10 protein-coding genes, 1 tRNA gene and 1 pseudogene are annotated in these 12,446 nt (G+C 63.4%); 3 read left to right on the top strand and 9 right to left on the bottom strand.

Translation table 11 applies throughout. The features are described from left to right. Positions 1-166: 166 nt before the first annotated feature. The 4 genes from AC6I6L_RS03420 to AC6I6L_RS03405 are packed head-to-tail and all read right to left on the bottom strand — an operon-like array spanning position 167 to position 2,815. Positions 167-808 (bottom strand): 30S ribosomal protein S3ae, encoded by a 642-nt coding sequence (locus AC6I6L_RS03420; protein ID WP_497916307.1) that lies wholly within the window; start codon positions 806-808, stop codon positions 167-169. Then, complete coding sequence (locus tag AC6I6L_RS03415) at positions 801-1,139, bottom strand: KEOPS complex subunit Pcc1 (RefSeq protein ID WP_497916306.1); 339 nt, start codon at positions 1,137-1,139, stop codon at positions 801-803. The genes AC6I6L_RS03420 and AC6I6L_RS03415 overlap by 8 nt, the downstream gene beginning before the upstream one ends. Beyond that, complete coding sequence (locus tag AC6I6L_RS03410) at positions 1,136-2,341, bottom strand: exonuclease (protein WP_497916305.1); 1,206 nt, start codon at positions 2,339-2,341, stop codon at positions 1,136-1,138. Before AC6I6L_RS03410 ends, AC6I6L_RS03415 begins: the two co-directional genes overlap by 4 nt. A gap of 6 nt (positions 2,342-2,347) precedes the next feature. Then, a complete protein-coding gene (locus AC6I6L_RS03405; protein WP_497916304.1) occupies positions 2,348-2,815 on the bottom strand; it encodes a 30S ribosomal protein S15 in 468 nt (155 codons plus the stop codon). A gap of 376 nt (positions 2,816-3,191) precedes the next feature. On the opposite strand from AC6I6L_RS03405, the gene AC6I6L_RS03400 reads away from it, so the two are divergent. Further along, positions 3,192-3,263, top strand: a tRNA-Ala gene (locus AC6I6L_RS03400). Between the two features lie 114 nt (positions 3,264-3,377). Here the strand turns inward: AC6I6L_RS03400 and AC6I6L_RS03395 are convergent. The 4 genes and pseudogenes from AC6I6L_RS03395 to AC6I6L_RS03380 all read right to left on the bottom strand — a co-directional run. Next, positions 3,378-3,984, bottom strand: a pseudogene (locus AC6I6L_RS03395) (site-specific integrase); the annotation flags it as partial. A 298-nt stretch (positions 3,985-4,282) separates the two neighbouring features. Then, positions 4,283-6,844, bottom strand: a complete 2,562-nt coding sequence (locus AC6I6L_RS03390) for a heavy metal translocating P-type ATPase (protein WP_497916303.1) — start codon at positions 6,842-6,844, stop codon at positions 4,283-4,285. Between the two features lie 125 nt (positions 6,845-6,969). Then, entirely contained in the window at positions 6,970-7,716 is a 747-nt protein-coding gene (locus AC6I6L_RS03385; protein WP_497916302.1) for a helix-turn-helix domain-containing protein, read from the bottom strand. Positions 7,717-7,852: 136 nt separating this feature from the next. After that, the gene (locus tag AC6I6L_RS03380) at positions 7,853-8,287 is read right to left on the bottom strand and encodes an ester cyclase (RefSeq protein WP_497916301.1); all 435 of its coding nucleotides are present in this window, start codon (positions 8,285-8,287) and stop codon (positions 7,853-7,855) included. Positions 8,288-8,554: 267 nt separating this feature from the next. On the opposite strand from AC6I6L_RS03380, the gene AC6I6L_RS03375 reads away from it, so the two are divergent. Then, complete coding sequence (locus AC6I6L_RS03375; RefSeq protein WP_497916300.1) at positions 8,555-8,953, top strand: hypothetical protein; 399 nt, start codon at positions 8,555-8,557, stop codon at positions 8,951-8,953. A gap of 122 nt (positions 8,954-9,075) precedes the next feature. Here AC6I6L_RS03375 and AC6I6L_RS03370 read toward each other — a convergent pair whose 3' ends face one another. Further along, on the bottom strand, positions 9,076-10,227 hold the full coding sequence (locus AC6I6L_RS03370) for an acyl-CoA dehydrogenase family protein (protein ID WP_497916299.1): 1,152 nt from the start codon (positions 10,225-10,227) through the stop codon (positions 9,076-9,078). Positions 10,228-10,342: 115 nt separating this feature from the next. Here AC6I6L_RS03370 and AC6I6L_RS03365 point away from each other — a divergent pair, with 115 nt between their 5' ends. Continuing rightward, positions 10,343-12,322 (top strand): 3-hydroxyacyl-CoA dehydrogenase/enoyl-CoA hydratase family protein, encoded by a 1,980-nt coding sequence (locus tag AC6I6L_RS03365; protein ID WP_497916298.1) that lies wholly within the window; start codon positions 10,343-10,345, stop codon positions 12,320-12,322. Positions 12,323-12,446 lie beyond the last annotated feature (124 nt).

The raw sequence follows: 12,446 nt of genomic DNA, 5'->3' as shown, positions 1-12,446 counted from the left end.
AACCACCTCGGGTAGGGGTACACGAGGTATGCGGCATTTTTTGCGGACAACGTGAGAGCCTCGGCTCGGTCGATCGGTTAGCCGTCGCTGATCGAGAGACCACAAAAAACGCGTCGTCGATGGTCGACCGTCGTCGAAGGTCGACAACTGTCGACGCCGGTCGCGATCAGTCGCTCGTCGCGACGTCTTCGTCGTCGACGTCGACCGAGGTCGCTTCTTCCTCGGCGACCTCTTCGGGGTGTGCCTCGAGCGTCGTCTTCTGGATCTCGACGCGGCGCAGCGGGTAGATCGTCTTCGCTTCGCCGTAGATGCCCGAGGAGAGGCGGCCCTCGACGATGCTGTCGACGAGTTCCTCGAAGGTCCGTTCGGCTGCGGCCTCCTCGACCATCTCGACCATTCGCTCGCGGATGGCCTTCTCCTGGCTGGCGTCGGCCTTCTTCGTCGTGAACGCGACGGGCTGGACCTGCACGCGGTAGTCGTCCGTCGTGAGGACGGTGACGTAAGCCTCGACCTTGGAGGCACCGCGGCGGACCAGCGATCGCAGGTAGTCCCGCGTCAGCGAGTGCTCGACGAACTCCGTGTATGCCGAGTCGCTGCCGACGTCGGTCACCTTGAAGGTGAGTTTCGTGTTGTTCTCGCTCGCGTTGTTCGTCAGGTCTCCGAGCGTCGTCTCGATCGTTCGCCCGTAGACTTTTTCCGGTTCGTCAGCGGGAGTTTCACCGAGCTCTTTCCGGTCGAACTGCTCCGGTGCGAGCACGGTGTACCACCGCTTTTCCTGTTTCGCGCGTGAAACTGATCGTTCACTCATTGTTGGTATCTGTGTTGGGGTCGGACACCGGTCCCGTGTCCGTCGGTTCTGCGTGCTGTGCTTTCGTCGGTTCTGCGTGCTGTGTTTTCGTCGGTTCTGCGTGCTTTGTCACCCGAATCGCGACATCGAGATTGACGACGTAGTCGTCGACCGTCGAGTGGAGACCGCTCGTCGACTCGCGATCGATCCGCGTCACGACCGTCCCCGAACTCGTCTCGTCGTCGGCAACCGTCGTCTCCATCTCGTCGGTGTTGTCCGGACGAAGCGCCCGTGCGATTCGCTCCGGATCGTCGTGTTCCGTCCGAATCGTTGCGGTCGCGCGCCGACTCATTGGAACGCCCTCACTGTCGCGATGATCGTCGATTCGTCCACGTCCGGGTCGTACCGAAGGTAGCCGCGAGTCCGGGCCGCGTCGTACTCGACGCCGCGGTCGGTCTCCTCGCCGAGTTCGCGGGCCACAGCTTCGACGGTCGCGCCGATCGACTCGTCGCGAGTCGTGAGTCCCGCTTCGCCGTCGCCGACTGCGAGGACGACCGGCTCGGGGGACCGATAGCCCGCGACGATCCGAGCGATCGCCTCGACGGGGCCGTCCTCGATAGTCACGACGAACAGCCCGTCGTATCGACCGGTCGATGCGGTCGCAAGTGCGGTGTGGGCCCGCCGGCCGTAGTCACGCCAGATCGAAAGCGCCGGTTCGCCGGCCTCGTGGCCCATCGCGAGCGCAGCGCCGGTGCCGGGCTCGGTCCGTGCCGTTGCCTCGAGCACGTCGGCGTAGCCGCCGACGGTCGCAAACGGCCCTTCATGGGTCCCATAGGGGTGCAAGACGCGCTGAATCGCCGCCGCAGCGGTCGACGTCGCGTCCTCGGCTCCGACAGCGTCGAGCGCGACGGCAGAGCCGATCGCGCGGTGATCGTCGGCGTCGAGTGTGGCCACGTCGAAATCACCACTGTCGGCGTCCGTAGCCACGACCGCGTCGAGCGCCTCGCGAGTTGCATCCGGGTCGCCCGACCACGGCGTGAGAACGCGCGTGGAGTAGGCGATTCCCTCGATCGGGTCCGCCGTCGGAACGACGAGTCCCGGGCGTCGATCGAGGAGGCCTCGATCTTCGGCCATCTCGAGGAGCCACTCGCTTTCGCCGGCTCCGGGGTCCGTTCCTGCAGCCGCGATGCCGGCGAGTGCAAGCACCGGGTCCGGCGTCGCGCCGAACTCCCGGAGGATCTCGCAGGCCTCGAGCGTCGCGGGTCGATCCGTCGCGCCGAGTTCAGGCAAATCCGTATCAGTCGGCCCGATAGCGAGGGTGACATCCGAACCGCGTTCGGCTTCGGTATCCCCGATCGCACGCTCGGTTCGTCCTGCGACGGTCCGCTCGACCGTCACCTGAAACGGCGTCTGTCGATCGGCAAGCGCCCGCGCGAGGAGTCCACTAGCCGCGAGCGCGTCACCGTCGGCGCGACTGACGAGTCGGACGAAGCTGGCGCTCTCGAGTGCGGCGGTGGCGGACATCGGTTCGGCGGTACGACTCCCGGTAGACACGGCTGCTTACTCCTCGAGGAGTTCTTTTGCCATCTCGGGCGTGTACGTGAAGTCGGCCTCGAGTTCGTTGCCGCGGTAGTATTTGACCAGACGGCGCACTTTCGCTTCGGTGTTCTGCAGGGCGCGCTTGTTCTGGTAGTCCTGCTGGTTGGCCTGGACGTGCTCGCGCAGTCGCACGGCGCGTTCCATCAGGTTCCAGAGATCTTCGGGAATGTCCGCTTTCGCGTCGTTCTCCTCGAGAATCTCGGTGATCTTCTTGCCGGTCGCCAGTTTGACGTCCGGAACGGGCGTGCCCGTCACGCCCTCGTCGCGCAGTTTGATCCCGATCTGGCTCGGGTCGTGACCTTGCTCTGCCAGTTCGACGACCCGCTGTTCGATCGCGTCGGGGTCGACGTCGCTCCACTCCGGGGGTTCGTCTGCCGCCGGCTTGTCCGAACCGGACGAGCCTCGGCGGCGAGTATGCATTCGTGCCATTAGTGAGGATAGGAAACGCACTGACCGCGTCGTGTCTCGTGTCGACCAACGGACGCTATCCTCCGATAGCTCGGCTGCGGTCGCCGGATTCGACGATCGTTGCAGCGATCGGGAGGAGTCCTGTCGTCCGACAGTCGTCGGCGCTTGCCGTGCACTTCCGCAATCCCAAGCCGCCAGAATCGGCGGCGCGTCAGATTTGCGGCCGTGCGGTTCCCACCGATGCTACCGCGAGCAGCGACTAAAACGTTGCGTCACGCCCGCGCGATCGGGGCGTCGAGGCGGCCCGTGAACGCGACCCACGACATGCGTTCCCGTCGCCGTCGCCGGATATCGAGGGGTTTATACTCGAGTGTGCGAAAACAAGAGATGCGAACGAGGGCTCGTAGATCAGTGGTAGATCACTCCCTTGGCATGGGAGAGGCCCCGGGTTCAAATCCCGGCGAGTCCATACGTAAAAAAGTGTTTCAGGGCTTCTAACGCCCGAATTCCGTTCCCTCGGGGGTTTTCGATGTCTCTCCGTCTACCAGTGCGTTCTCCGCGCTCGTTCTGGGTCATTGGTTACCTAAATATCCGTGATGAAGTCGCGTCGCTGTTCCATCTTCTCGCGGTCTGTGCGTCGGTCGTAGTGTCGATCGAGGATGTCAGACGAGACGTCACAGCGATCGCTGACGATCTCCTCGGGGACGTCTTCGCGTAGCTGGTACGTGATCGAGCCGCGCCGGATCGCGTGCGGCGAGAGGCTGCTCGGACAGGTCGAGTAGTGGCCGTACATTCGCGCCTCGCAGTCCTCGGGATCGCGATCGTGGGGGCACTCACGGTAGAGACACGGCTGCGTGAGCCGGTACACCTCCGATCTGAACCTGCCCCGAACTCAATCGGCCTCGATCGCTCGTCACGAGCGGCTCGCGACCGTGCTCGTCGACGACATCGTGCCGGTGGAAGCGAATGTACTCGTCGACGACGTCGCAGTAGTAGTCGTCGAGCGCCAGCGGTCGCTCCGCTGGTCCCTGGTTCTTCAGTGGTGTGTCGGTGTCTGGTCGATGACGAAGCCAGACACACTGCTTGTCAGGCTCGTAGTCGTCGAGATCGATCGCTCGAAGGCTCCCGAGGCGAATCCCGGTGTGCCAGAGCACGGCGATGATGACGTGCTCGCGGCTCGCCCGCTTGTACCAGAACGGTGTACTCGCTGACAGCTTGATCGAGCGGAACGGGAAATCGCTCGAGGAGGGTATTTCGGTGTGTGTCGCCACGAGGATGACCGAAGTAGTTCACCCTGACGGGTTCGCTCGTCGAGGGTAGCGTGGACCGTCCGTCCCACGGATCATGCGAACGGGCCTGCGGCCCGTAAGCAGTTGGGGCTTTGATATGGGACTTGCCACCAGTCGTCGCCGGGGAAGAAGGTCGTTTTTCGCCCGTACCGAACGACTTCCGGGCTGAAGAGAACGCGCAGGTAGAGACGAGCAATAGTCATCGCTCGTTGTTGCCGCGACCGACGTCCGCGGGCGTCTCGGGTTCGACGCTCGCGAGTCGCATCGCGTTGCCCGTCACGCCGAGGCTCATCCCCATGTCACCGATGACGACGGCGTGGATCACCGTCACAATTCCGAACGGAGCGCCGGCGGCGAGCACGGCCTTGACGCCGAGGCTCGCCCAGATGTTCTGTCGAATAACGCCGGTCGCCGTTCGCGAAAGGTCGTACAGATACGGAAGCCGAGTGAGATCGTCACCCATCAGTGCCACGTCGGCCGTCTCGAGGGCGGTGTCGGTTCCCGCGGCCCCCATTGCGATACCGACGCTCGCCGTCGCGAGTGCCGGTGCGTCGTTGATTCCGTCGCCGACCATCGCGACGTGACCGCGGTCGTCGCTCTCGTCGTCGCCGGCTGAGTGTCCCTCGAGACGCCGGATCCACTCGACTTTCTCGTCAGGGAGCAACTCGGCGTGGTACTCGTCGATCCCGACCTCGCTCGCGATCGCTCGGGCGGTCCCCTCGTTGTCGCCGGTGAGCATGACGACGCGGACGCCCTGGTCTTGTAGCCGCGAGACGGCCCATTTCGCCTCGGCACGGATGCCATCGGCCACGCCGATAACACCGATCGGGCCGTTCTCGGTGCCGACGATCACGACCGTCTTTCCCTGGGCCTCCAGATCGGGGACGACCTCGGCGAGGACGTCGAGACAGCCCTCGCGATCGCACTGGGGGTCAGATCCGTACCCCATCTCCGCGAGCGAGACGCCCCCGTCAGTCGTCGCGTGGACGTGTTCGAGATCCGCGAGTCCGTCGAACAGCTCCGGCTTGCCGACGTAGTGTGTTTCTCCGTCGACGTCACCGCGGACGCCCTTTCCGGTTAGCGCCTCGAAGTTCGAGACCTCGGACCCGTCGGCGTCGACCCCGACCTCCGTTGCGTAGCCGACGATCGACTGGCCAATCGGGTGCTCGCTGCGCCGTTCGACGGCGCTCGCGCGTCGGAGGACGGCATCCTCGTCGGCCCCTTCGAGCGGGATCACGTCCGTCACCGAGAGATCGCCCTCGGTGAGCGTCCCGGTCTTGTCCATCGCGAGCACGTCGCTCTCGCCGACGGCTTCGAGGTAGCGACCGCCCTTGATCAGGACGCCGTTCCGGGCGGCACTCGTGATTCCCGACACCACGCTGACGGGCGTCGAGATGACGAACGCGCAGGGACAGGCGACGACCAGGAGCGTCAACCCGCGGAGGAACCACGTGTTCCACGACCAGCCCGCGATCAGCGGCGGCAAGACGGCAACCCCGACGGCGAGCGCGACGACGATCGGCGTATAGACCCTCGCGAACCGATCGACGAACTGCTCGCGTTCGGTTTTCTCGCGTTCGGCGTCCTCGACCATGCGGACGATCCGGGCGATCGTCGACTCGTCGGCTTCGCGTTCGACCTCGACCTCGAGATAGCCCGACTCGGGAATCGTTCCGGCGTAGACTTCGTCGCCGACGGTCTTGTCCGCCGGCACGCTCTCGCCTGTGATCGGCGACTGATCGATCGCGCTGTCGCCCTCGCTGACCACCCCGTCGGCAGGGATCTTCTCACCGGGTCGGACCACGACGCGGTCGCCGGGTTCGAGCGAGTCGGCGGGAACCGTCTCCTCAGAGCCGTCCTCGCGTTTGACGGTCGCCGTCTCTGGGGAGAGGTCCATCAACTCCCGCAGCGAGTCGCGCGCGCGATCCATCGAAAACCGTTCGAGCAGTTCCGCGATCGAGAACAGGACCGCGAGCATGGCTCCCTCGAAGGGATGGTGGGCCGCCACGCTGGCGACGATCCCGACGCTCATGAGGAAATCGATGTCCAGACTTCGGTTGCGCGCCGAGTAGTAGCCGTTCCGGAGAATCGGGGTGCCGGCGATCGCCGCGGCTGCGATGAACACCAGGTGCGAGAGCGCATAGGTTCGATCGAGGACCGTGAACAGCGCGGGATCGGCGGCTGGAACCAGAAACTGAAGCGCCATCCCGACACTCACCAGAACGCCACCGATCGCCGTCCCGACGGCGCGACGACTCCGCCAGACGGCTCGCTTGGAACCGATCTGTTCGTCGTCGGTCTCGATTGGCTCCGCGTCGTAGCCCGCTCCTTCGATCGCGGCGACGACCGTTTCGGCGTCCGTTCCGTCGGCTACCGTAACGATCACTCGCCCCGACGCGGACCTGGGTTCGATCTCGCTCACGCCCGGCGTCCGCTCGAGTGCGTTCTCGACTTTGCTCGCACAGGACGCACAGTCCATGTCGGGAACGGCGATCGACAGTTCGGCTATCGCAGGTTCGATGCTGTAGCCCGCCGCACGGACGCGTTCGCGAACGGCTTGCTCGGTCGTTCGCGTCGGATCGTACTCGACGATCAGTCGCCCGCTCGTCACCTGCGGGTCGAGACGATCGATTCCGTCGAGTCGATCGATGCTGTTCGTCACCTTGCCTGCACAAGATGGACAGTCCATCTCCGGCACGCACAACTCGAGGATCCGACTCGAATCCGCCGACCCGGAGGGAGAGTGAGGAGAATCGCTCATTATCTCCCGGTAGTCAGTCGATCCACATACGGGTTATTTGGCGTGCGCCAACTCTGCCGCTCCACGGGGACGCGCGTCGTTATCGGCGGCCGATCACAACGCCCATCATTGCAATCGTCAATCGATTATAGATTCGCGGCAATCGTCTCGATCGATTCCTCTCCCTCGACGAACGTCGTCGCGAGCGCGGCTTCGGCTCGGCGGAGCCGATAGGAGAGCGTCGATCGCGGAATTTCGAGTCGCCCGGCGAGTTCGGAAAGTTCGATCCGCCGAGGCGTTTCGTAGTAGCCGTATTCGACGGCCGCCTGCAGCGCCGCTCGCTGTTCGCTCGGGAGGGACTCGTCCGCCCCGGTCGCGTGACGATCGGGGTCGAGTTCGGTCAGTCGAAGCACCTCGATCCCCGTACACTCGCCAACCTCGTCGCCGAGGGCGTCGAAAAAGTCGGAGACCGGGGCGTCGCTTCCGAGGACGATGCGCCAGCGGTAGCGCCGCCCCTCGCGGTAGGTCTCGAACAGCAGCCCCTCTCCGAGGTACTCCAGTGCGATGTGGGGAACCGAGGTACAAACCGGCGTTCGCTCCCAGTAGGTATAGACGACCAGCGTGTCGGGCGATCGATCGAGCACCTGCACTTCACACTCTGCGCCACAGTCGTCTTTGACCAGACAGTCCGCGAAATAGTCGGCCGTCTCGTAGGCCTGCTCGAGCGCTTCTATGGCCTCCGCGGACCCCTCGGCGTGGTCTACTCGCCAGAGGCTGTCGCTCGTGACGTGACACGACAGCGATCGAATCGAGGTCTGCGGGTACGCCGCAAGCACGTCCGCGACGGGATTTGCACCCGCTTCGTGTTCCAGTGCGAAGACGAACTCTCTCATGCCGTTTATAGAGGGGGCCAGCGACAAAGGGCTTCCCGGTCCAACTGGCGACCGCGACGACGGGAGAAGCGACAGGGAAGACAACGGCGGGAGATGGCAGCGAAAACGAGAGCGGGCAGCGACGCTGATCGCACCGCTAGATTCGGAGGTGAGCGGGCGGATCGACGACCTCGAGTTGCTCGAGCAAACCGAGCCGGTCCTCTTCGAGCCAGACCTCGGTAATTTCGCCGTTTTCGACCCGATACATCGCAATTCCGGTCCACTCGGCGTCGTGGCCCGTTGGCTCTACGTTCTGGTATTCGCCTGTATGCGTTCCGCTTACCGTATACCGAACGGCGACGGTATCGTCTTCGGTGACCATCACGTCCGTCGTCCCGGAGTAGTCCGGGAACGCCTCGAAATGGGAGTCGAGATAGTCGAGGATTTCGTCGACACCGTGTAACTCGTCGTGGATGCTGTGCTCGACGACGTCGTCTGCCAGCAGGTCGGTCATCGTCTCCCGATCGCGATCGTTGAACGCGTTCAGATAGCGCCGAACGATGTCGGTCGTGGATGCGTCTGTCGTTGCCATGGGAAACACCTCGGTGTACGTCCCGACGGGCGGCGTCGAGACGCCGTGATCGTCCCGCCGGGAACGGCAATTCTACTGTCGATCGCAACAACGTTAGTTGTTATCATACGACAGTATTCGTGTACGAACGGCGAACGGCGATCGCGACTATCGGATTCACGCCCGCGAATGGTGAAAATACAGCCAGTGTGATGATCCCCTGGAGAGCACGTAGCCACGAGGGAAAACCCACCAAATGGTTTCTCTGTGGACGCCCTATCGATAGTGATGCTCACATCGACGCTCTCCCCCCCGATCGTCGAATTCTGGTCGTTCTACAGGCGGTATACGAACACGGCGATTCACACCGCTGCGGCCGCGACGCTCGCGATCTTCGGAATTCTCGTCTTCGTCGACCCCTGGTTTGCGGTGCTCGCGATCGCGTCGTACGTCCTCCCGCCGATCGCGTTGTACGTCTTCGATCCCGATGCTGTCCCCGCCTCAGACCCCACAGCAGAGACGTCGAAATCCCGCGATTCGGAGACCCCGCAGGCTCCCCGAGAGCAGTCAGTCCGAAACGATCGGGGGACGGCGATCGATGACGGAGATACGGATTCCGACAGCGACGACGGGGATACGGATTCCGACAGCGATGACGGAGATACGGATTCCGACAGCGATCAGTGAGAAGACGGATTCCGACAGCGATCAGTGAGAAGACGGATTCGCGAACGGGTCGGTCGAAAACGGAGAAGATGCGTGCAGTGAGCACCTAGTCCGCGAACGACTGCGGACCAGACCCCGGTTCCCTAGAACCCCTTACCGAGCATCTCGCGGGCGATTACGTTCTTCTGGATCTCGCTCGTTCCCTCGTAGATCTGGGTGATCTTGGCGTCGCGGTAGAACCGCTCGACGGGGAAGTCGTTGACGTAGCCGGCACCGCCGTGAATCTGGACGGCTTCATCGGCAACATCGACGGCGACGCGGGAGGCGTACTCCTTGGCCATCGAGGCGAGTTTGGTGATGTCTTCGCCCTGATCGACCTTCCAGGCCGACTTGTAGGTCAGGTTGCGGGCGGCTTCGGTGTCGGTCGCCATCTCGGCCAGTTTGTGCTGGATGGCCTGGAACTCGCTGATCGACTTGCCGAACTGCTCGCGATCCTGGGCGTACTCGAGGGCGGCACGGGTCGCCCCCTTCGCGATGCCGACGCCCTGTGCAGCGACGGCCGTTCGCGTCTCGTCGAAGAACTGCATCTGCTGCATGAACGCAGCGTCCCGGGTCCCGACGAGGTTCTCCTCCGGCACGCGTACGTTGTCGAAGATGAGTTCGGCGGTGTCGGAGGCCCGGATACCCAGTTTGCCGGTGATCTTCTCGGCGGAGAAGCCGTCGCGATCGGATTCGACGATGATCTGGCTGAAGCCGTTGTACCGGCCTTCGGCGTCGGGATTCGTCTTACAGAGCACGACGAAGAAGTCGCCGACGGTGCCGTTGGTGATCCACATCTTGTTACCGTTGATGACCCACTCGTCGCCGTCTTTTTCCGCGCGCGTAGATACAGAAGAAACGTCAGAGCCGGAATCCGGTTCCGAAATCGCGGCCCCGGAGATCATCTCGCCCATCGCGACGGGTTCCAAGAACCGCTCTTTCTGGTCTTCTGTCCCGAAGTTCATGATCGCTTCACAGCCAAAAGAGGTCGAGACGATCGAGAGGGCGATACCCGGATCGTAGGAGAACAGTTCTTCGGTGATGATCGCCGTGTCGAGAATCGAGTAGCCCGCACCGCCGTAGTCCATCGGGATGTAAGCCCCGGTTAGCCCCATTTTGGCGGCCTCGTCGACCACGTCGTGGGGATACTTTTCCTCGGTGTCGTACTCCTCGGCGACGGGAACGATCTCGTTCTCCGCAAACCGCTGTACCTCCTCGCGAATCTGTTGTTGTTCGTCGCTGAGTCCGAACTCCATGCACATTCATTATCTTTCCGGCGATAAAGTCCTTTGTAACCAGTAGTAAACAAAACTGTAGTTTTTTCAACCCAAGAGGGAAACGTTGAAACAGGTGCCGATAGGATAGGTTACCATGGATCTGGAAGATATCAACACCATCGCAGTTCTCGGCGCGGGGAACATGGGCCACGGCATCGCGGAGGTCGCGGCCATGGCTGGCTACGACGTGAACATGCGCGATATCAACGACGAGTTCGTCCAGAACGGCTACGACCAGATCGAGTGGTCGCTGAACAAACTGGCCGAAAACGACCAGCTTAGCCAGGACGAAGCCGACGCTGCGCTCGACCGCGTCACGCCGCTGGTCGATATGAGCGAGGCCTGCGGCGACGCCGACATCGTCATCGAGGCCGTTCCCGAGAAGATGGAGATCAAACAGGACGTCTACGAGGAACTCGAGTCGGTCGCGCCCGATCGGGCGATCTTCGCGACAAATACCTCGAGCCTCTCGATTACCGACCTTGCGGAGTTCACGGATCGCCCCGGGCAGTTCTGTGGGATGCACTTTTTCAACCCGCCCGTGCGGATGCCGCTCGTCGAGGTCATCTCGGGAGCCGACACCGACGACGAAACGCTCGACGTGATCGAGGAACTTGCCGAAGACTTCGACAAGTCGCCCGTGCGCGTTCACAAGGACTCGCCCGGCTTCATCGTCAACCGCATTCTCGTTCCGCTGATGAACGAGGCCTGCTGGCTCGTCCACAACGACGAGGCGACGATCGCTGAAGTCGACTCGACGACCAAGTATGGGCTGGGACTCCCGATGGGCAGCTTCGAACTCGGCGACCAGGTCGGCAACGACATCAGCTACCACGTCCTCGAGTACATGCACGAGGTGCTGGGTGAGGCCTACGAGCCGTGTCCCCTTCTCGAACAGAAAGTCGAGAACGAAGAACTCGGCAAGAAGACCGGGAAGGGCTTCTACGACTACGAGGACGGCGACGGCGCGGACATTCCGACCGACGCCCAGTCCGAACTCGTCGAGAAGCGCCTGATCGCCTCGATGGCCAACGAGGCTGCCAAACTGATCGGTGGCGACGTCGCCCCGCCCGAGTCGATCGACGAGGCGACGAAACTCGGTGCCGGCTTCCCCGACGGTCCCGTCGCGATGGCCGACGAGTTCGGCCTCGAGAACGCTCTCGACGTGCTCGAGGAGGCCCACGAAGCGACCGATCACGATCGCTACGAGCCCGCCGACTACCTCCGCGAACGAGCCGACGAGGTCGGGTCGTTCTACGACGCTGACGATGACGAGGCCGGTGGCGTCGAGTTCGACGCGATCCGCGTCGAGTACCCCGGAGACATGGTCGGCCACGTCGTCCTCGATCGGCCCCACCGGATGAACACGATCAGCGACGAACTGCTCGAAGAGCTGTCGGCGGCGATCGACCTACTCGAAGAGGACGACGAGGTCCGCTCGATTCTCCTCACCGGCGAAGGCGGGAAGGCGTTCTCCGCGGGTGCCGACGTTCAGAGCATGGCCGCTGGCGGGGCCGACCCACTGGGCGCGGTCGAACTCTCGAAGAACGGGCAGGAGACGTTCGGCAAACTCGAGGCCTCCGATCTTCCCGTCGTCGCCGGCATCGACGGCTACTGTCTCGGCGGCGGGATGGAACTCGCGACGTGTGCGGATCTTCGCGTCGCGACCGACCGATCGCAGTTCGGCCAGCCAGAACTCGATCTCGGGCTGATCCCCGGCTGGGGCGGCACCCAGCGCCTCGCGAACGTCATCGGTGAGGGACCGGCGAAGGAGATTATCCTCACCGCCGAGCGCTACGACGCCGACGAAATGGAGCAGTTCGGCTTCGTCACGGAGGTCGTCGACAAAGACGAGTTCGAGGAGACGGCTCACGACCTCGCCGCTGATCTCGCCGCCGGGCCGCCGATCGCGACGAAATACACCAAGCGCGCGATGCTCGCCGGCCGCCACGACACCGACGCCGGCCTCGAGTACGAAGCCGCCGCATTCGGTCAGCTCATGGCGACCGACGACCTGATGGAGGGAATTACCGCCTTCATGGGCGACGAAGATCCTGATTTCCAGGGCAAGTGAGATAGTACCGACTGAGACGGTTTCATACCGATCGTACTGTCCGCGGTTCTCACTCCGTTGCTCGCGGGTCACATCCGTTCCCCGCTCGCTATCCGTGGTTCTCGCTCACTCCGTTGCTCGCGGG

The sequence above is a fragment of the Halosolutus sp. DAT137 genome (assembly GCF_059736405.1).
Note: the sequence above shows the minus strand (reverse complement) of the source record. Positions and strands in the feature narration are given on the sequence as shown.

Coding starts and splice junctions, on each gene's coding strand:
- AC6I6L_RS03420 (WP_497916307.1), bottom strand. CDS start 808: ATGAGTGAACGATCAGTTTCACGCGCGAAACAGGAAAAGCGGTGGTAC.
- AC6I6L_RS03415 (WP_497916306.1), bottom strand. CDS start 1,139: ATGAGTCGGCGCGCGACCGCAACGATTCGGACGGAACACGACGATCCG.
- AC6I6L_RS03405 (WP_497916304.1), bottom strand. CDS start 2,815: ATGGCACGAATGCATACTCGCCGCCGAGGCTCGTCCGGTTCGGACAAG.
- AC6I6L_RS03390 (WP_497916303.1), bottom strand. CDS start 6,844: ATGAGCGATTCTCCTCACTCTCCCTCCGGGTCGGCGGATTCGAGTCGG.
- AC6I6L_RS03385 (WP_497916302.1), bottom strand. CDS start 7,716: ATGAGAGAGTTCGTCTTCGCACTGGAACACGAAGCGGGTGCAAATCCC.
- AC6I6L_RS03380 (WP_497916301.1), bottom strand. CDS start 8,287: ATGGCAACGACAGACGCATCCACGACCGACATCGTTCGGCGCTATCTG.
- AC6I6L_RS03375 (WP_497916300.1), top strand. CDS start 8,555: ATGCTCACATCGACGCTCTCCCCCCCGATCGTCGAATTCTGGTCGTTC.
- AC6I6L_RS03370 (WP_497916299.1), bottom strand. CDS start 10,227: ATGGAGTTCGGACTCAGCGACGAACAACAACAGATTCGCGAGGAGGTA.
- AC6I6L_RS03365 (WP_497916298.1), top strand. CDS start 10,343: ATGGATCTGGAAGATATCAACACCATCGCAGTTCTCGGCGCGGGGAAC.